We start from the raw sequence: 19,166 nt of genomic DNA on the forward strand, positions 1-19,166 counted from the left end.
TTTGCACTACCCCGTCCGAGGGACTTAGCGTGCCCGGCGACCGGTAGCGCCCGGTGTACCGACTCGGGCATAATCGAACTGGTGTTCGCTGAACAGGAGGTGTCCGCGCGGTGGCGCTGACGGATGACCGTGGTCCCGTGTTCCCCCCGGATCCCGGTCCCGAGGATCCCGGGCCGGGCGCCGGCGAGTTCGATCGGAAGCCGCCACAGGACATCCCGGCCGAACAGTCCGTGCTCGGCGGCATGCTGCTCTCCAAGGACGCCATCGCCGACGTCGTGGAGGCCCTGCGCCCCGGCGATTTCTACCTGCCAAAGCACCAGGCGGTCTACGACTGCGTCCTCGACCTCTACGGCCGGGGCGAGCCGGCGGACCCGATCACGGTGTCCGCGGAGCTGGAGCGGCGCGGTGAACTCGCGCGGGTCGGTGGCGCGCCGTACCTGCACACGCTGATCGCGACCGTGCCGACGGCCGCGAACGCGGGTTACTACGCCGAGATCGTGTCCGAGAAGGCCGTCCTGCGCCGGCTCGTCGAAGCCGGCACCAGGATCGTGCAGTACGGGTACGGCGCCGCCAATGAGGGCGGCGACATCAACGAGGTGGTCGACCGGGCCCAGGCCGCGATCTACGAGGTCACCGAGCGCCGCACCAGCGAGGACTACGTGGCGCTGGAGGAACTGCTTCAGCCCACGATGGACGAGATCGACGCGATCGCCTCCCGGGGCGGCTCGGCCCAGGGCATACCGACCGGCTTCGCGGACCTCGACGAGGTGACCAACGGTCTGCACGGCGGCCAGATGATCATCGTCGCCGCCCGGCCGGGTGTGGGCAAGTCCACGCTGGGCCTGGACTTCGCCCGGTCCTGCTCGATCAAGCACGGGATGACGAGCGTCATCTTCTCCCTGGAGATGAGCCGCATCGAGATCGTGATGCGGATGCTTTCGGCCGAAGCGCGGATCCGGCTCACGGACATGCGAGGCGGGCGGATGTCCGACGACGACTGGACGCGGCTGGCCCGGCGGATGAGCGAGATCAGCGAGGCACCGCTGTTCGTCGACGACTCACCGAACATGACGATGATGGAGATCCGGGCGAAGGCGCGCAGGTTGAAGCAGCGCAACGACCTCAAGCTCGTGGTCGTCGACTACATGCAGCTGATGACCTCCGGCAAGCGCGTGGAGTCCCGGCAGCAGGAGGTGTCGGAATTCTCCCGCCAGCTCAAGCTGCTGGCCAAGGAACTCGAGGTGCCCGTGGTCGCGATCAGCCAGCTGAACCGCGGTCCCGAACAGCGCACCGACAAGCGCCCCATGCTCTCCGACCTGCGCGAATCCGGATCGCTGGAACAGGACGCGGACATCGTGCTGCTGATCAACCGGCCGGACGCATGGGAGCGGGACGACCCGCGGGCGGGCGAGGCGGATCTGATCCTGGCCAAGCACCGCGCCGGGCCGACCAGCACCGTCGTGGTGGCGCACCAGTTGCACTACAGCCGCTTCGCCGACCTGGCCCAAGGCTAGTCAGATCAACTGCGCCTTCAGGCTCGAAGGTCCGCGGTCCCGGAGTCTTCTCGCGCGGGACGGGATGAACGATCCGCCGGCAGCGGCGGGTGTGGTGCGTTGGCTGTGCCCGGCAGTGATGTGACGTAGCCGGCCACGACACGGCCGATGGCGAGGAACGGCTCGGTGCTGCGTAGTCCACGGGCGAGGAGGAACGCTCCCTCAAGGCCGGTGAGCAGGGCGTGGATCACGGCCCGCGCGTCGGCGCCGGACAGTCCGCGGGCGGTGAGGTAGCTGGTTCCTGACCGCGTATGGACTGGACACCCGAATCGCACGGCAGGTGATCCTGCCGTGCGAGGCGTTCGACAACTTCCCGCCCGGTCTGCCCGGCACGATGGTGGCCCTCGTCGCCCGGCTCCCCGGTGGCCTCCAACTCGCCGCGCGCCAACTGCGCATCGGCCGGCTTCGCCGGCTGCCCCTGCTGTTCGGGCAGATGGCGCGCCGTCCGCTGCCGGACGATCTCGTCCGTGGCTGGACCGAGCCGCTCCTGAACCAGCCGGATATTCGCCGCGACCTGATCAGATACTGCCGTGGGCCGTTGCCCAAGGAGGCACTGGTCCGGAACACCGAGGCACTGCGCGAGTTCACCGGAGAAACCCTCGTGCTGTGGTCACCCGACAACCGGGTCATGCCACCCGAGCACGGCCGCCGCCTGGCCGAACTTCTGCCCGCAGGGCGATATGCCGAGGTCCCCGGCGCGTACGTGTTGTCGATGCTGGACGAGCCGGAGACGGTGGCGCGTGAGATCGGCGAGTTCCTCGTGTCCGCCACCGGCCGATAGCCGCGGTTGGAGCCGCTCCCGGACACGGGTGCGGTCGACCGGTCACGGGCCCCGGGCGCGAACGCGGGCCCGGAAGCGTCGTTGATTCCGGACCCGCTGACCTAACGAGCACACTCAGCCGTGGATTCGCCTCAGCCGAACAGGCTTCCGCTGTCCAAAGCCGACATCGCGGGCACATCGGCCTGCGGGAGCAGGTTCGCGGTGTCGGTCGGCAGTGCGGGAGCTCCCGGCAGTTGCGGCAACCCGGAGCCGAGCAGATCCGGCAGGACAGGCAGATCCGGCACACCGGACAGCGACGCCAGGTTGCCCAGACCGGACGGGTCGACAGGCAGGGCACTGACCTGCGGCAGTGAAGGCAGGTCGGCGCGGTCGGCGGGCGTCAGCGGCATCATCTGCCTCATGTCGGACAGGAACGGCAGCCCGGTCAGCGGGAGTGTCTGCCCCATGTCAGGCAGGGACGGCAGCCCGGTCGCCGGGAGTTCCGGCATGCTGATCGGCAGGTCGACCTGCGGCTGCTGGTCCGCCGCCTCGACGTCGGTGTCGTTCGTGGTGCTGGCATGGGCCACGCCCAGCAGACCCAACGGGATGTCGAAGACCTGAGCCACCACACCGACCGGCACCTCCATGACGCCACCGGACAGTGAGCGCGACGGGCCGGAAGTGGTGGCGGCGCCGCCGACGGTCCCGAACGTGTCGTTGTCCGCAATCGCGTTTGCGGCCCCGCCCACCGAGATGGCGTCACCGAACACCTGAGCGATCGCGGCAAGCGGCAGGTCGAAGATGTCGCCGGAGATGGTGCCGTCCATCCCCGAGGTCGTCTTGTCACCACCCGAGTTCGTGGTGACGGTGTTGACCGCACCACCCTGATCGAGCCCCAGCACGCTGACCGCATTGCCGAAGACCTGCGCGATCGGCATCAGCTCGGCGCCGACGATATTGCCGGCGATGGCACCGCGGTCACCGTTGGTCTCGGCGCTGCCTCCGGCGGTGGACTGGACGTCGTTGCTCGCGTCGCCGGCGGCCAACCCGCCCAGTACCGCGCCGTTGCCGAACGCCTGGGCGACCGCGGCACCCGGGCCCTCGATGATGTTGCCCGCGATGGCACCGCCCTCGCCGGTGGCGGTCAGCCGCCCGCCGGCCGTCGACTCCGTAGTGCCCTGGCCGGCCCCCAGGGCTTCACCGAGACCCCCGACGCCGAGCCCGTGCAGCTGGGTGGGCACCGACAGTGGCAGCGCGCCGAGGTTGCCCGCGGCCAAGCCCCTCTTGCCGTTCGCGTTGCCCGTGCCACCGGCCGTCGACGTGGTGTCCGTGATGCCGCTACCTGCGCTGCGGCCGATCAGCGAACCGCCGATGCCGTACGCCTGCAGCGGAGTCGACAGCGGAACCTGCAGCAGGTTGGCGCTGACCGTGCCGTGGTCGTCCTGGGTGTTGCCACCCCCGCCACTGCTCACCCGCTTGGTCTCGGCGGCCTCACCGCTGCCCTCGCCCAGCACCGAGCCGCCCGTGCCGAACACCTCGCCCGGTACGGAGACCGGGACCTGCACGATGTTGCCCGACCCGGCCGATTCGTTGCCTTGGCTGCCGTTGTAACCGCCGGTGCTGACGTCCTTGGTCTCGGTCGCCGAACCGGAGCCTTTGCCGACCAGTCCGGTGCCGACGCCGAAGAGCTCCGCCGTTCCGGCGGGCTGCGCACTCACGTCGTTGGCCGCGAGGAAACCGCCGTTGCCATTGGTGTACGTGGCGCCACCAGCTGTCGCCGCGACGTCGTTGTCGCACCCACGAGCGTGTCCATTGCCGACTACCCCGGCGCCCAGGCAGAACACCTCGGCCGGAACGGCCGCGGGCGCGTCCACGATGGTGCCCGAGATGGCCGAGTTCTGTCCGGTGGTGCTGGAGAAACCGCCCGCGGTGGCGTCACTGCCCAGGAACGGTCCCGTCATGCCGTCGCCGACGACCGAATTGCCGATCACCGACGCCGCGTTGCCGGCCAGGGTGCCGGGCACCGCGGCCTGCGGTTGCGCGACGGTGCCCGACAAGAACGAGTCGTCGCCGTCGGTATTGATGTAGGTCGGCGTACCGGCCATCCCCGGCCGGAGGTCGCCCGCGGTCGCGTTGGCGATCGAGCTGCCGCAGGGGACATCCGAATCGCCGACGAGGGAGGCCGCGTTGTCGGAGAGCTTCAGCGGCAGGGCGACCGGAACCCCGGCGACGTTGCCCGAGCCCGCGCCGCGCCAGCCGTGCGTCCGGATCCAACCGCCGGAGAAGGCGTCGCTGGCCGCGTCGAAGTTGCTCTCGCCGTGGCCGAGGATGCCGCCGATCGCGTTACCGGAGATCTGCACCGGGGTCGCACCCTGCGGGCTCACGACGTTGCCGGACAGCCCGCCGTGTGAGCCGCTGGTCGAGACGTTGCCGGTGGCGGCCGCGGCCTGGGTGGCGCTACCGGTGGCCCGGCCCCGGCCGGCCACACCGATCCCGTTGCCCGCGATCTGAACCGGGAGGGCCCAGTCGAGGGACACCGCGTTGCCGGACACGCCGCCGCCGGCACCGCTGGTGTGGACATCCGTGCGGTGCGCGTAGGTCTGCATCGAGTCGGAGTCGGCCGAGGCGTTGCCGAGGAGGCCGATCGCGTTGCCGGTGATCTGGATCGGCACCACCACGTTGCCGGCGACCTTGTTGCCCATCAGGGCGTCGCCATCCGGCTCAGCCCTCCGGTCGTCCGCCGGCTCGCCGACCGGCGCGGCCTCCTTGTTGGTCAGCTGCCCGATCCGCTGGCCGGTCTGGCCGGCCGCGTCGGTCACCTTGCCGGCCAGACCGTTGACGGCGCCGGTTACCGGCGAAGCGGCCCGCAGCGCGCCGGTCCGGGAGACCGGGTCGAGCGCCTTGTTCAGCAGGCCGGTGACCGGCTCGGTGCTGATGTCCTTCTTGATCTCGGGAACGTCGACCTGTTTCCCGAGGGTTCCGATGGCGTTCTTCGAGATGTCGATGGGAATGCTGGCGTTGAGGTCCAGCGGCCCGGCCGGAGTGTCCGGGTTGACGTTCTCGTCGGCAGATGCGATACCGGTGCCCAGCATCAGCAAGCCACCCGTGACCAGCGCGGTCTGGATACCGCGCTTTGCCCAGGTCTGCATTGACGGTTTCTCCTTCTTCCTAGTTCTTCGATAGCTGGAGATCGGCGCTCCAAGACCCGGAGCGCGGGCGCGCGAAGGCGCGCCCCGAGAGGAACCGGCGCCACGGCGCGCGAACGGGCGCGCCGGGTCCCCGGAGGAGGTGGAATCAGTCAGGCGTGACGCCGGGCTGCGCGCCCGGCGGGGCCGGCAGGTGACAGCTGCCGCGCGCGACGGCGCGTGAGAGGTTCGCGGGGGCGATGGTCAACGTCGAGGCGGGAAGCCCGAAGACCGGGCCGTCGGCATGGCAGCCGGAGGCGGAGCCGTTCGGCAGGAACGGGAGTTCCGCCGGTACCGACAGCTCCCGCAGCGGCGAGGACGGAGCGGGGTGCGGCAGGAGGCCGCCGCGAGCTCGGGTGTGGACGGTTTCGTGCGCACCCGAGTCCGACGGCACGGTGACCGTCGACGTGTCCGATCCGCCGCCGGCGTGTGCGGTCGGCAGGCGTAGCTCCGGCGACGGGACAGACTCACGCGCCTCGGCCGGCTTGGTAGCGGGCAAGGAGGGGACCTCGACCAGCTGGCCGGCGGAACCGGCGACGATGCCCAGCAGGTTCGGCGGGGCGAGCGCGCTGCCGATCAACTGCGGAATGTCCCGGGGCTGCCCGGTGATCCGCTGGACCGATCCGAGCAGACCCTGGGCCGGGTGGAGCGCGGCATCACGAGCGACGGTATGCACGACGTCGCGAACGTCGCCGGTGATCCGCTGGTGAGCTCCGTCTCCGGCCGGCTCCGAGTGAACGCCGAGCCCCTTCACTGCGCCGGCCAGTTGAGGCAGGCCCTGCGTGAGCTGACCGGTGATCTCCGTCGTATCCGTGATCGGATCGGCGGACGCGCTCGCGTTGCCTATCGCCCACGCGATCGCGGTGCCGGCCAGCGCGCCGCCGGCCACGAGCAGTGCACGCGTGAGCCAGCGGCCGGCGCTTGCCGTTCCCCGCCGAGTGGCCACGTTCACCCGCGTCACGGTTCTCCTGCAGCTCGAGGGCGCGATCGTGTCTTTTGTGAGACCGAAACGTCTTCACATCGATACCGGTGCGTCTTGCGCCGACCACACAACCAGGGCCCCTGACGAGGTCGCATCTCGAACTGGACTTGATAGCACCATCGTGTGAAAAGAGGTCCGCCCAGACCTGGTCCAGTACAGAGAGACAAAGCTCCCATACATGCGGTGATTGACTACCGACGCGAATACCCGCGCCCGAGTAGCCGACCTCGCTAGGGTGGACCACGTGACGGACGGCCATAAACCCGAATTTCTCGGCGAAGACGACCGAACCAGCGCCCTCGTACCGAAGGGGCTGCGCGTGAGCGCCGCGTTCGCCTGGCGGTTCCTTGTGGTGATCGCCGCGCTCTACGTCATCATGTGGCTGATCGGCCGCCTGTCCGTGGTGATCGTGCCGCTGTCGATCGCCCTGCTGATCTCGGCGCTGCTCGCCCCGGCGGTGGCCCAGCTCGTCCAGCTCAAGGTGCCGCGCGGCCTGGCCACCGCGCTGGTGCTGGTCGGCGGCCTTGCGGTGCTCGGCGGGCTGCTCACCTTCGTCGTCGTCCAGTTCACCGACGGCCTGCCGCAGCTGACGCAACAACTGCACGCGAGCCTGACCCAGATCCAGAACTGGCTGATCAACGATCTGCACCTGCGGCAGGAGCAGATCCAGCACGCCATCGACAACACGATCGGCTTCCTGCAGGACAACCAGGCCGTCATCACCTCGAACGCGCTGACCACGGCCAGCACGGTCGGTGAGTTCCTCACCGGCTTCCTGCTCACCCTGTTCGTCACGATCTTCTTCCTGGCCGGCGGGGACCGGATCTGGAGTTTCCTGATGCTCGGCGTGCCGGGCACGGTGCGCCGCCGCATCGATGTGGCCGGGCGCCGCGGGTTCGCCTCGCTGGTCAGCTACGTCCGGGCCACCGCGGCGGTGGCCGTGGTGGACGCGGTCGGCATCGGCATCGGGTTGTGGATCGTGCGCGTGCCGCTGGTGATCCCGCTCGCCACGCTGGTGTTCCTGGCCGCGTTCGTGCCGATCATCGGTGCCGTGGTGGCCGGCGCCGTCGCGGTGCTGGTCGCGCTGGTCACCAACGGGTTCGTCACCGCGCTGATCGTGCTCGGCATCGTGGTCGCGGTGATGCAGCTGGAAAGCCACATCCTGCAGCCACTGCTGCTCGGCCGCGCGGTGAAGCTGCACCCGCTGGCGGTGGTGCTGTCGATCGCCGTCGGCGTCGTGGTCGGCAGCATCGCCGGCGCCCTGCTCGCGGTACCGTTGCTGGCCGTACTGAACGCAGGTATCCGGTCGCTGATCCACGAACGCGACCCGCATCCCGAGGACGTCGACGTGCTGCATGACATGGAAGCGGTACCCGAAGACGAGCCGAAGCGCGTGGCCGAGGAAGTCGAGGCCGAGGCCAAAGAAACCACATGAACCGGCGGTTCGGCCCGACCGCCCGCGAGCCCGCCGCACCACTGTGGTGGGGCAGTATCGGCCTGCGCCTGCTCACCATGCTCTTCGCGGTCGGCGCGGTCCTCCTCTACCACGATCAGTACCGGCGCCCACGGCTTGCCTGGCTCGTCCTCGGCGTCATGGTGGTCTGGACTGTTTTGACCACCCTCGTCTACTCGCGCGAGGCGCTGCGCTGGCGCTGGTGGTGGTTCGTCGTCGCGGACGTCGCCGTCACCTGCGGGCTGATGCTCACCTCACCCTGGATCCTCAACCGCACCCAGCTCACCGGGGCCGACCCGTTGATCACCACGGTGTGGGTCACCGGGGTGCCGGCGGCCGCGGGCACCCGGTTCGGCGCCGGCGGCGGTGCGCTCGCGGGGGTTCTCGTCGGCGCCGCCACCGCGATCACCCGACAGCAGTTCAACGTCGACGTCGCCCGCGACTCGTTCCTGCTCATCGCAACCGGCCTGCTGATCGGGATAAGCGCCAGCACGGCCCGCAAGTCCGCGGCCGTGCTCGCCGAGGCATTGCGCACCGAGGCGGCGACGGCGGAACGGGAACGGCTGGCGCGCTCGATTCACGACAGCGTGCTGCAGGTGCTGGCCCGGGTGCGCCGGCGGGGTGCGGAACTCGGCGGCGAGGCAGCTGAGCTCGCGACGCTGGCCGGTGAACAGGAGATCGCGCTGCGCGCGCTGGTCACCTCGGAACCAACCAGCACCAGCACCGGTTGGACCGACCTGCGGGCCGCACTGCAACTCCTCTCGTCGTCTAAGGTGCAGGTCGCGACCCCGGCGGGTGAGGTCCGGTTGCCGGCGCACACCACCGCGGAGCTGGTCGCGGTGGCCCGCGAAGCACTGTCGAATGTGGACAAACATGCCGGGGATTCGGCGAAGGCGTGGGTGTTACTGGAGGATCTCGGCGACGAGGTGGTGCTGACGGTGCGGGACGACGGGCCGGGAATCGACGAGGGCCGGCTCGCCGCCGCCGAGGCGGCCGGCCATCTGGGTGTCGCGCGCTCGATGCGCGGCCGCGTGGCCGACCTGGGTGGCACCATCTCGCTGGAGACGGCACCGGGGCAGGGGACAGAATGGGAGGTTCGAGTGCCGAAACCGGAACGGCGAGCACGATGATTTCCGTGATGGTCGTCGACGATCACCCGATCTGGCGCGATGGCGTGGCTCGCGACCTGGTCGAGAACGGCTTCGAGGTACGGGCCACCGCGCCCGACGCGCTGGCCGCGGTTCGCATCGCCGGCGCGGTGCGGCCGGACGTGGTGTTGATGGACCTCGTTCTCGGCGAGAGCTCCGGCGTGGACGCGACCAGGGAGATCACCAACGCCCTGCCGGGCACCCGGGTGCTGGTGCTGTCCGCAAGTGGCGAGCACGGCGACGTGCTGGAGGCGGTCAAGGCCGGCGCCTCCGGTTACCTGGTGAAGTCGGCGTCCGTGGCGGAACTGGTGGACGCGGTGCGGCGGACCGCCGCCGGAGACCCGGTGTTCACCCCGGGGCTCGCCGGGATGGTGCTCGGCGAGTACCGGCGAATGGTGCAGTCCCCGGACGATGGCCCGGCCGTGCCGCGACTCACCGAACGGGAAACCGAGGTGCTCCGGCTGGTGGCCAAGGGGCTGACCGCACGGCAGATCGCGGAACGTCTGGTCCTCTCGCACCGGACGATCGAGAACCACGTGCAGTCCACGCTGCGCAAGCTCCAACTGCACAACCGGGTCGAGCTGGCCCGCTATGCGATCGAGCACGGTCTCGACCAAGACTGATCGGGGATTCGGGGATTCGGGGATTTTCCCGGATCCGTACCGGCCCGCGCGAACCTACGCTTTCGCCATGGGCGATGAGACCGAGACCAAGCCGCTCGACCCCCGGAGTTTCCGGGTTTCGGACGAGGAGCGCGAGCACGTCGTCGCGGTGCTGCAGAAGGCGATCGGCCGCGGCATGATCAACCTCGACGAATTCACCGAACGCACGGACATCGCGCTCGCCGCGCAAACCCGCGGCGACCTCAACGCCGTGCTGGCCGACATTCCCGACCTGGTGCATCCCGATGCCGGCCCCAGCGGCCGCCCTTACGCCGGACCCGACGCCCCGCGGGCCGCCGCGCGCCCGGGACAGCGGCTCGAACTGACCGCTGGATACTCCTCGATCGTCCGCAGCGGTCCGTGGGTGGTGCCGCCCGAGATAGTCGTCCGCAACAAGTACGGAGCGACGAAGCTCGACTTCACCCAGGCGCAGGTCCAGAGCCCGACGGTGCACATCGAACTGGACGCCAAATGGGGCTCGGTCGAGGTGATCATCCCCGAGCACGCGGCGGTCGACCTCAACTCGATCACCGAAATCAAGTACGCCTCGGTCAACGACCGGACGGGCAGTGACGGCCGCGCGGGCAACCCACGGCTGGTGTTCTCCGGCCGGTTGAAGGGCGGCTCGCTGACCGTCCGCCACCCCCGCCGGTTCTTCGGCTAGCTCCGCCCCCACCACCGCCGGGATGTGTTCCGCACCAGTGGTACCAAAACGATGCCGGATCGGTACCATGACAGCATGGCGATGAACTTGCGGTTGGGTGCCGAGGCGGAGGCCGCCTTACGCGCCGAAGCGCAGCGCACTGGACGCTCGCAACAGGACATCCTGCGCGAGGCGATCGGGAAATATCTGGGGCTGATACCCAGCCAAGCCGGTGACACCGATCCGTTGATCACCCAAGGCAAGGTCGCACCACCGCGCGTCGCATTCCGGGACGTCCGACCACGACTCCACCTACAGCCGGGTGAGAGCAGCCTGGACTTGCTCGACCGTGACGACCGCGTCTGATGCGCATCTACCTGGACAGCAGCGCGCTGCTCAAACGAGTTATCGAGGAGCCTGAGTCCGAGGCACTACGGGTCCAACTGCGCGGCCACGTCGAGGAGAGGGCCGTGCTGCTGTCTTCCCGCTTGGCGTCGATCGAAGTCGGTCGCGCGATCCGAATGCGGTTCGATCTCGGCTATGCGGCCGCGGCGGACTTCGTCGACGATGCCATGTCCGGTGTTGCCGAGCACCCCATTGGAGACGAGGTCGTCAGCCTCGGCCAACGGCTCAACCCGAATCGGTTGCGCTCGCTCGATGCCATTCACCTCGCGTCGGCGATGATGCTCGGCGCCGACCTGCTGATTACCTACGACCATCGGATGGCCGACGCCGGAGAGCACAACGGGTTGCGTTGCGCTGCGCCTGGCCGCTGAAGCCGGCACCCGAGCTAGTCCTTGCGGGACGCCAGCGACCGGGCGGTGCCGGGATCGGGCGCGGCGAGCACGGCCTGGGCAAGGGTTTCGCACTCCTCCCAGGTGACCGCGGCGAGGCTCGCGCCCACGCCGTGGATCGAGGACGCGTTCATCGACAGGCTCGTCATCCCCAGCCCGGTGAGCACGCGGGCAAGCAGTGGATCGGCGGCCGCTTCCCCGCAGACGCCCGCCGGCTTTCCGGTTGCCCGCGCGGCTTCACCGATCCACGCGATCAGCCGCAGCAGCGCGGGCTGCCACGGGTCGTTGAGCGTTGCGACCGCACCGAGCTGCCGGTCCGCCGCGAAGGTGTACTGAGCGAGATCGTTGGTGCCCACGGAAACGAAGTCGACCGCGTCGAAGATCTCCCGAGCGGCCAGCGCGGCGGCCGGGATCTCGATCATCACGCCCGCCCTGGCGATTCCGGTGGCCCGCGCCCGTTCGGCGAACCAGGCGGCCTCCGCCGCCGTGGCCACCATGGGCGCCATGACCGACACGTCGGCACCGGAATCGGCCGCCGCACCGGCGATGGCTTCGAGCTGACGGTCCAGCACGTCGGGCCGGTCGAACGCGACTCGCAGGCCGCGCACGCCGAGCGCGGGGTTCGGCTCCGCCTCGGGCGAGAGGAAGTCGAGGGGTTTGTCGGCCCCCGCGTCGAGGGTGCGCACGATGACCGGCTTACCGGCGAACGGTGTCAGCACCGCCGTATACGCCATGCGTTGCTCGGCGACCGCCGGCTCGGCGGGAGCGTCGAGGTAGCAGAACTCGGTGCGGAACAACCCGACCCCCTCGGCGCCGGCGTCGGCCGCAGCGTGTGCGTCGCCGGGTGCGCCGACGTTGCCGAGCACCTTGACGCGGTGCCCGTCGGACGTCTTGCCGACGCCGTCCCATTCACCCGGGCCGGCCTTCGTCGACACCAGGATTCCAGCCGTGGGATCGGCTACCTCGACCTCGCCGGTGTCGCCGTCGACGAGGAGTACCTCGGCGTCGAGGTCGAGCAGGCCACGCACGGCGACCACCGCGGGGATGCCCAGGGCGCGGGCGAGGATCGCGGTGTGGCTGGTCGGGCCGCCCTCCTCGGTGACCAGGGCGAGCACGAGGTCCGGGTTGAGACCGGCGGTGTCCGCGGGCGCGAGGTCACGGGCGACCAGCACGCTCGGCGAGAGCAGCTCGGGCACGCCGGGCGGGGAAACGCCCAGTAGCTCGGCAACGACACGGTCACGCACGTCTTCGATGTCACGCACGCGCTCGGCCATGTATCCACCAGCGGCCGCCAGGCTCTTGGCGAACCCGTTCGCGGCCTCGTAGATCGCCCGCGCGGCGGGCAGGCCCTCGGCGACCACGAGCCGCTCGGCCTCGCTGGTCAGGGCCGGGTCCGCGGCCATCGCGGCGGTGGTGATCAGGATCGTCGCCGCCTCGCCGGTCGCGGCCTCGGCGAGGGCCTCCAGGCGGGCTGCCACGGCGCCGGTCGCGGGGGCGATCCGGGCGGCCTCGGCCGATGGATCGGCCGGTTTCGGGCCATGCGCGGGTTCACCGAGCGGCTCGGCGACCCGGACGACGGGGCCGCGCGCGCGACCAGGGCTCACTGCCACCCCAGAGAACCTCTGTGCCAACATGGTCTAGACCATAGCCCTTCCTTGATGGCCGCGAAACACTCCTACCAGTATCAACGGCCGTCACCAGGCGGGCAGTTCCTCGGCCGACGGGTAAGACGGCTGCGCGCCGGGCCGGGTCACCGAGATCGCGGCGACCCCGACCGCCCGACGGGCGGCCACTTCCAGGCCGGCGCCCGCGGCCAGAGCAGCGGCGAGCGCACCGGCGAACGCGTCCCCGGCTCCCGTGGTGTCCACGGCCTCGACCGACGGGGCCGCAAGCTCGGTGATGCCGGATGTCGTGACCACCAGTGCGCCACCAGCCCCACGGGTGATCACCGCCGAACGCGGACCGAGATCGAGCAGTCTGGCCGGTTCGGCGGCAGCGCCGAGCAGCCACGCCGCCTCGTGCTCGTTGACCAGCAGCACGTCGAGCGCGGCCAGCGCCCGCGCACCGAGGTCCGCCGGCGGCGAGAGGTTCAGCACGGTCCGTACCCCGGCTGCCGAAGCCACCTCGATGGCCCGTTCGACGGTGGGCAGCGGGACCTCCAGCGACGCCACCATGACCCCCACCCCGGCCAGCGCGCCCTCCACGGCGGCGGGGTCGAGCGCCTGATTCGCGCCGGGCGAGACCAGGATCGAATTCTCGCCGTCAGGAGTGACGGTGATGTAGGCGATTCCCGTGGGCCGCGTCACAGTACGCACCAACTCGGTGCGCACCCCCGCTTCACGAAGGGACGCGGAAAGCATCGTGCCGTAGGTGTCATCGCCGATCGCCGCGAGCAGCGCCACGTTCGCGCCGAGCCGGGCGGCGGCAACCGCGGTGTTGGCACCCTTGCCACCTGGGGAAACCACGGTGTCGCCACCGAGCACGGTTTCGCCAGGTCCGGGCCGCCGGTCGGTCGAGACCACCAGGTCGGCGTTGGCCGAGCCGACCACCAGAACGTCATGGGTCATACCTTCTCCTCCGCGAGTCCGCGCGCCACCGCGACGTGTCCGCAGTGTGCCTCCTCCGGCCGCGCCCGAGTGGACCAGACAAATACTTGGCGGAACGTGAAAGTTTTTGTAACTTCATGACGGTTGGATGCGACAATAGGGTGAGTGTCCACTACGGTTCACCCGAACGGGTTAATTTCCCGGCCGGAGCGTCCCGAGTGAGGCGTAGCGCACTCTCTAAGGCTGTCCGCCCTCCGGAGTTCCCGGCGGGAGGACATCGGGTCGCCGGTACCGATCGCGTAGCCCCCCGAGCGATCGGTACCGGCGGCGCCCGGCAACCGCTCATCGCGTACCCGCAAGCGCCCTCCAGAACCGCGTGATCTCGCCGATTCACGAGCCGGCCGCGCGTTACGCCCGAGCCGGAGGCCGCCACCTCATAGAATGTGCCAATGGACAAGCCGACGCGCCGGGGTCGCGTGCGGGCGGCAACCGACCAGGACATCCGGCGAACCGCACGAGCACTGCTCGTCGAGCGGGGCCCGGAGTCGGTGACCCTGCGGGCGATCGCACGCGAACTGGGGATCACCGCGCCCGCCTTATATCGGTACTACGGCTCACGCGACGATCTGATCGAGCACCTTCGCCTCGACGTCATCAGCGATCTCGGGGCGGAAATCAGCCAAGAGGTCTCGAGACTGGGCACCGACGGCGTCGCGCAGCTGTTCACGATCTGCCGTGGCTTCCGTCGCTGGGCGCTCACCCACACCAAGGAGTTCACGCTGGTGTTCGCCTCGCCGACGGGCAGCGTCGGCTCGGCCCTCAGCAGCGTCGCCACGCTGAACCGCGCCAGCGAGCCGTTCGGGCGAATCTTTTTGGCGGCGGCCGGCCGCATCCTGGCCACCCACCAGCTGAACATCCCGTCCGTGGACGCGGTACCGGTCGAGCTGCGTGAGGACCTGACCGCCTTCCAGGACGACCTGCTGTCGGTGTTCGGGCAGGCCGGCGTCGACTTCCCACCCGAGAAGCTCGACCTGGGCACCACCTACGTGATGATCCAGTTCTGGGCCCGTCTCTACGGGCACATCACGCTCGAAGTCTTCGGCAACTACCCCATCCCGCTGTCCAAGCCGGATGCCGTCTTCGATGCCCTCCTCGCCGACCTCGCGCACGAGATCGGCCTGGAAGGCCCGAACTAGCTTGTTTCAAGCGGCGCCACCCGCACCGCCACGCAAGTCACTTCGAAAGAGTCTCTAGACGACCAGGTTGACCAGCCGGCCCGGGACCACGATGACCTTGCGGGGCGCCTGACCGTCGAGCACCGCCGCGATCTTCGCGTCGGACAGCGCCGCCGACTCCACCGCATCCTTCGCCGCGTCGGCCGGCACCGTGATCCGGGCCCGCACCTTGCCGTTGACCTGAACCGGATACACGACGGTCTCTTCCACCAGGTAGCGCTCGTCGACGGCCGGGAACGGGCCGTGCACCAGCGAATCCTGGTGGCCCAGCCGGTGCCACAGCTCTTCCGAAATGTGCGGGCACAGCGGCGCCAGCATCAGCACCAGTGGTTCGACCAGCTCGCGCGGCGTGGCCTCGGCCGAGCCGTACACCTTGGTGAGGTGGTTGTTCAGCTCGATCAGCTTCGCCCCGGCGGTGTTGAACCGCAGCTCCGCATAGTCCTCGCGAACGCCCGCGATGGTCCGGTGCAGCTGTTTGCGGTCCTCGTCCGTGATATCCGCGGTGGACACCCGCAGCTCGCCGGTCTGCTCGTCGACCACCAGCCGCCACAACCGTTGCAGGAACCGGTGCGCGCCGACGACGTCCTTGGTCGCCCACGGCCGCGAAACGTCGATGGGGCCCATGGACATCTCATAGAGCCGGAAGGTGTCGGCCCCGTACGTCGCGCACATCTCGTCCGGGGTAACGACGTTCTTCAGGCTCTTGCCCATCTTCCCGTATTCCTGCTTGACCTCGAGGCCCTGGTAGAAGAACTTTCCGTCCCTCTCCTCGACCTGGTCGGCCGGCACATGGAAACCGCGGGAATCGGTGTAGGCGTAGGCCTGGATGTAGCCCTGGTTGACCAGCCTCCGGTACGGCTCGTCCGACGACACCTCGCCCAGGTCGTAGAGCACCTTCTGCCAGAAGCGCGAGTACAGCAGGTGCAGCACGGCGTGCTCGACACCGCCGACATACAAGTCGACACCACCCGGGTCGTTCGCGCCGTGCTCGTCCGGACGCGGGCCCAGCCAGTACCGCTCGTTCTCCGGGTCGACGAACCGCTCGGCGTTGTCCGGGTCCACGTAACGCAGCTGGTACCAGCAGGAGCCGGCCCAGTTCGGCATGGTGTTGGTGTCGCGCCGGTAGCGCTGGGGACCATCGCCCAGGTCCAGCGTGACCTCGACCCAGTCGGTCGCGCGCGACAGCGGCGGCGAGGGCTCGGCGTCGGCGTCCTCGGGATCGAAGGTCTTCGGCGAGTAGTCGTCCACCTCAGGCAGCTCGACCGGCAGCATGCTCTCCGGAATCGCGTGCGCGGTCCCGTCGGCGTCGTACACGATCGGGAACGGCTCGCCCCAGTACCGCTGCCGGGAGAACAGCCAGTCCCGCAACTTGTACTGCACCGTGCCGGCGCCGTGGCCGTGCTCCTCCAGCCAGGCGATGATCGCCTTCTTGGCCTCGTCGACGTCCATCCCGTCCAGGAAGCCGGAGTTGACGGCCGGCCCTTCCCCGGTGAACGCCTTGCCGTCGAAGTCTTCGCTCGGCTGCACGGTCCGGATGATGTCCAGGCCGAACTTCTCGGCGAAGTCCCAGTCACGCTGGTCCTGGCCGGGCACCGCCATGATCGCGCCGGTGCCGTAGCCCATCAGCACGTAGTCGGCGATGAAGATCGGAATCTGCTTGCCGTTGACCGGGTTCACCGCGTAGGAGCCGGTGAAGACCCCGGTCTTGTCGCGGTTCTCCTGACGGTCCAGCTCGGACTTGCGGGAGGCCGCCAACCGGTAGGCCTCGACCGCCTCACCCGGCGTCGCCGCGCCACCCGTCCACAACGAGTCCACATCGGACGTCCAGGCATCGGTGGTCAGCTTGTCCACCAGCGGGTGTTCGGGCGCCAGCACCAGATATGTCGCGCCGAACACGGTATCCGGGCGGGTGGTGAAGACCTCGATCCGCTCCGCCCCGGCGGGGAAGGAAATCCGGGCGCCCCTGGACCGGCCGATCCAGTTGCGCTGCATGGACTTGATCTTCTCCGGCCAGTCCAGCCGGTCCAGGTCGTCCACCAGACGATCGGCGTAGGCGGTGATGCGCATCATCCACTGGCGCAGGTTCCGCCGGAACACCGGGAAGTTGCCGCGCTCACTGCGGCCGTCCGGCGTCACTTCCTCGTTCGACAGCACGGTGCCCAGGCCTGGGCACCAGTTGACCGGCGCCTCCGCCAGGTAGGCCAGGCGGTGCTGGTCCAGCACGCCCTGCTGCTCGGCGCGGGTCAGCTCGTGCCAGCCGCGGCCATCCGGTGTGCGTCGCTTGTCCTGGGCGTACTCGGCTTCCAGCTCGGCGATCGGGCGTGCCTTGCCCAGCTTCTCGTCGTAGAAGGAGTTGTAGATCCGCAGGAAGATCCACTGCGTCCACTTGTAGTAGCCGGGATCGATGGTGGAGATGCGGCGGCGCTCGTCGTGGCCAAGGCCCAGCCTGCGGATCTGCCGCAGGTAGGTGACGATGTTCTCCTCGGTGGTCTTGCGCGGGTGTTGCCCGGTCTGCACCGCATACTGCTCGGCCGGCAGGCCGAACGCGTCGAATCCCATCGTGTGCAGGACGTTTCGCCCGATCATCCGGTTGTACCGGGCGTAGACGTCGGTGCCGATGAAGCCCAGCGGATGCCCGACATGCAGCCCCGCGCCGGAGGGGTAGGGGAACATGTCCTGCACGAACAGCTTGTCCGCGGGCAGGTGGTCGGAGGCGAACGGGCCGACCGGGTTCGGCGCGTTGTACGTGCCGTGTTCGGCCCAGTAGCCCTGCCAGCGCAGCTCGAGGCTGCCGGCCAGCTCCGCGTTGTAGCGGTGGCCTGGCGTGTCCGAGGGGGTGCCCTGCTCTTGGGATGGTGTCCCAGCCCCATGCTGCGCCGCTGCTTCACTCACATTGTCATGGTAAGTGCGGGGTCGATCCGATTTTCCAGCGGAGGCGTGTGAGCCGCCACGCGGCCGGTGACCACGGGGCCCACGTGCACTGTTGTGCTACGTCGCCACGCGTGCCCACGTCGCGTCGTGCATCACCCTCTATTCTGAAGGGCGTGTATCTCGTCGCGCTGATTCCCATCGTGCTCGGTGTCGTCGTCGGCTGGGGCGGCATGCTCGGCTGGCGTGAACGCCTCCCGCGGTCGCGGGGGGCGGGCGTGCGGACCGCCGCGACGATGCGCTCCGACGAAGCGTTCCGGGTCGCCAACAAGGTCGCGGGGTTGCCGACCGTGGTGGCCGGGCTGGTGGGCGTGCTCGCCGGTGTCGCCGGGTTGTTCATGCCGGCCGTGGCGGGCCCGATCATCGCGTCGCTGATCGGACTCGCCGGCATGTTCGTGCTGGTGGCCGGTGGCGGTCTGCTCGGTCATCGGGCCGCGGAGGCCGTTCCCGCCCCCGCGCAGGTGCCCGCGGCTTGCGCCGGCTGCGCCTGCGGTGGCTGTGCCGTCCTCACCGGCAAATAACGAGGCTGTCTTTTATAAGCGGCGGAGCCGCTTGCGGTGAGGCACGCAGCTCGCACTCTGCAGCCAAATTCTGAGGTTCCGCCACCCGCACCGCCACGCAAGCCGCCACAACACAAAGCACTAGTTGCGTTGGAGGTCGCCGGGGTGCGTGGCCAGTAACGCGGTCGGCACACCTTGGCGGCGCAGCACCTGGCCCCACAGGTCCCGCTCCGGCGTGGCCAGCACGTCGCTGGGCAGCGCCGGGACGATCAGCCAGTCACCGCGCTCGATCTCGCCGGCGAGCTGCCCCGAGTCCCACCCCGCGTACCCGGCGAACACGCGCAAGCCGCGCACCTTCGGCACGAGCACGTCCGGATCGGCGTCGAGATCGACCAGCGCGACCGGGCCGCGGACACCGATCAGGCCGGGCACGCCTGTGGCGCTCTCCCCGGCTCGCAACGCGGCCAGGCACAGGGCGGTCTTCTTTTCCACCGGACCACCGACGAACACGGCCTGCGGCTCGGCCACGTGGCGCCCCCAACTGGGCAGCACATCACCGACCGGGACATCGCTCGGCCGGTTGAGGACCACGCCCAGGGTGCCCTCCACTCGGTGATCGATCACGAACACCACCGTGCGGCGGAAGTTGGCATCGAACATCGTGGGGGCGGCGACCAGGAGCGTTCCCGGTTCAACCTCGGCGTCCGCTGGCACCCGGCAATGATCCCACTCCTTGCCCTCCGGTCACACCGCCTGGGAACAATCCGCTCCCCGGCA

The 19,166-nt window shown here is 69.6% G+C and carries 17 protein-coding genes; 10 read left to right on the forward strand and 7 right to left on the reverse strand.

From position 1 onward, the window contains the following. Nucleotides 1-110: 110 nt before the first annotated feature. Nucleotides 111-1,514, forward strand: a complete 1,404-nt coding sequence (gene dnaB / locus A3CU_RS0106470; protein ID WP_027941592.1) for a replicative DNA helicase — start codon at nt 111-113, stop codon at nt 1,512-1,514. Between the two features lie 17 nt (nt 1,515-1,531). Here dnaB and A3CU_RS53395 read toward each other — a convergent pair whose 3' ends face one another. Next, nucleotides 1,532-1,828, reverse strand: coding sequence for a hypothetical protein (locus A3CU_RS53395; RefSeq protein WP_027941593.1), 297 nt, complete (start codon nt 1,826-1,828; stop codon nt 1,532-1,534). Between the two features lie 5 nt (nt 1,829-1,833). Between A3CU_RS53395 and A3CU_RS43680 the strand changes: the two genes are divergently transcribed. Further along, nucleotides 1,834-2,334, forward strand: a complete 501-nt coding sequence (locus A3CU_RS43680) for an alpha/beta fold hydrolase (protein ID WP_052371495.1) — start codon at nt 1,834-1,836, stop codon at nt 2,332-2,334. Nucleotides 2,335-2,465: 131 nt separating this feature from the next. Here A3CU_RS43680 and A3CU_RS43685 read toward each other — a convergent pair whose 3' ends face one another. Together A3CU_RS43685 and A3CU_RS0106490 are read right to left on the reverse strand one after the other, a co-directional pair. Continuing rightward, nucleotides 2,466-5,462 carry a beta strand repeat-containing protein gene (locus A3CU_RS43685; RefSeq protein WP_052371496.1) on the reverse strand — a complete coding sequence of 999 codons (2,997 nt, stop codon included), beginning with the start codon at nt 5,460-5,462 and terminating at the stop codon, nt 2,466-2,468. Nucleotides 5,463-5,607: 145 nt separating this feature from the next. Further along, nucleotides 5,608-6,459, reverse strand: a complete 852-nt coding sequence (locus A3CU_RS0106490) for a hypothetical protein (RefSeq protein WP_027941594.1) — start codon at nt 6,457-6,459, stop codon at nt 5,608-5,610. A 265-nt stretch (nt 6,460-6,724) separates the two neighbouring features. Here A3CU_RS0106490 and A3CU_RS0106495 point away from each other — a divergent pair, with 265 nt between their 5' ends. From A3CU_RS0106495 to A3CU_RS0106520, 6 genes are all read left to right on the forward strand, one after another. Further along, the gene (locus A3CU_RS0106495) at nt 6,725-7,915 is read left to right on the forward strand and encodes an AI-2E family transporter (RefSeq protein WP_027941595.1); all 1,191 of its coding nucleotides are present in this window, start codon (nt 6,725-6,727) and stop codon (nt 7,913-7,915) included. Continuing rightward, nucleotides 7,912-9,063 carry a MacS family sensor histidine kinase gene (macS, locus tag A3CU_RS0106500; RefSeq protein ID WP_027941596.1) on the forward strand — a complete coding sequence of 384 codons (1,152 nt, stop codon included), beginning with the start codon at nt 7,912-7,914 and terminating at the stop codon, nt 9,061-9,063. The genes A3CU_RS0106495 and macS overlap by 4 nt, the downstream gene beginning before the upstream one ends. Continuing rightward, the gene (locus A3CU_RS0106505) at nt 9,060-9,704 is read left to right on the forward strand and encodes a response regulator (protein WP_027941597.1); all 645 of its coding nucleotides are present in this window, start codon (nt 9,060-9,062) and stop codon (nt 9,702-9,704) included. Before macS ends, A3CU_RS0106505 begins: the two co-directional genes overlap by 4 nt. A 67-nt stretch (nt 9,705-9,771) precedes the next feature. After that, a complete protein-coding gene (locus tag A3CU_RS0106510; protein ID WP_027941598.1) occupies nt 9,772-10,407 on the forward strand; it encodes a DUF1707 SHOCT-like domain-containing protein in 636 nt (211 codons plus the stop codon). A gap of 75 nt (nt 10,408-10,482) precedes the next feature. Further along, nucleotides 10,483-10,752 carry a ribbon-helix-helix protein, CopG family gene (locus A3CU_RS43690; RefSeq protein ID WP_169739598.1) on the forward strand — a complete coding sequence of 90 codons (270 nt, stop codon included), beginning with the start codon at nt 10,483-10,485 and terminating at the stop codon, nt 10,750-10,752. Then, the gene (locus A3CU_RS0106520; RefSeq protein WP_027941599.1) at nt 10,752-11,162 is read left to right on the forward strand and encodes a type II toxin-antitoxin system VapC family toxin; all 411 of its coding nucleotides are present in this window, start codon (nt 10,752-10,754) and stop codon (nt 11,160-11,162) included. Before A3CU_RS43690 ends, A3CU_RS0106520 begins: the two co-directional genes overlap by 1 nt. 14 nt (nt 11,163-11,176) lie before the next feature. Here the strand turns inward: A3CU_RS0106520 and ptsP are convergent, their stop codons facing one another. Next, nucleotides 11,177-12,814 (reverse strand): phosphoenolpyruvate--protein phosphotransferase, encoded by a 1,638-nt coding sequence (gene ptsP / locus A3CU_RS0106525; RefSeq protein ID WP_027941600.1) that lies wholly within the window; start codon nt 12,812-12,814, stop codon nt 11,177-11,179. 60 nt (nt 12,815-12,874) lie between these two features. Further along, the gene (locus A3CU_RS0106530; RefSeq protein ID WP_027941601.1) at nt 12,875-13,747 is read right to left on the reverse strand and encodes a ribokinase; all 873 of its coding nucleotides are present in this window, start codon (nt 13,745-13,747) and stop codon (nt 12,875-12,877) included. 428 nt (nt 13,748-14,175) lie between these two features. On the opposite strand from A3CU_RS0106530, the gene A3CU_RS0106535 reads away from it, so the two are divergent. Further along, a complete protein-coding gene (locus A3CU_RS0106535; RefSeq protein WP_027941602.1) occupies nt 14,176-14,922 on the forward strand; it encodes a TetR/AcrR family transcriptional regulator in 747 nt (248 codons plus the stop codon). A 54-nt stretch (nt 14,923-14,976) separates the two neighbouring features. Here A3CU_RS0106535 and leuS read toward each other — a convergent pair whose 3' ends face one another. Beyond that, nucleotides 14,977-17,760 carry a leucine--tRNA ligase gene (leuS, locus tag A3CU_RS43695; RefSeq protein WP_052371511.1) on the reverse strand — a complete coding sequence of 928 codons (2,784 nt, stop codon included), beginning with the start codon at nt 17,758-17,760 and terminating at the stop codon, nt 14,977-14,979. A 245-nt stretch (nt 17,761-18,005) separates the two neighbouring features. On the opposite strand from leuS, the gene A3CU_RS0106545 reads away from it, so the two are divergent. Next, a complete protein-coding gene (locus A3CU_RS0106545; RefSeq protein WP_027941603.1) occupies nt 18,006-18,410 on the forward strand; it encodes an SdpI family protein in 405 nt (134 codons plus the stop codon). Nucleotides 18,411-18,530: 120 nt separating this feature from the next. Here the strand turns inward: A3CU_RS0106545 and A3CU_RS0106550 are convergent, their stop codons facing one another. Next, the gene (locus A3CU_RS0106550; protein WP_027941604.1) at nt 18,531-19,103 is read right to left on the reverse strand and encodes a YqgE/AlgH family protein; all 573 of its coding nucleotides are present in this window, start codon (nt 19,101-19,103) and stop codon (nt 18,531-18,533) included. Nucleotides 19,104-19,166 lie beyond the last annotated feature (63 nt).

The sequence above is a fragment of the Amycolatopsis taiwanensis DSM 45107 genome, assembly GCF_000519205.1.
Classification (GTDB): domain Bacteria; phylum Actinomycetota; class Actinomycetes; order Mycobacteriales; family Pseudonocardiaceae; genus Amycolatopsis_E; species Amycolatopsis_E taiwanensis.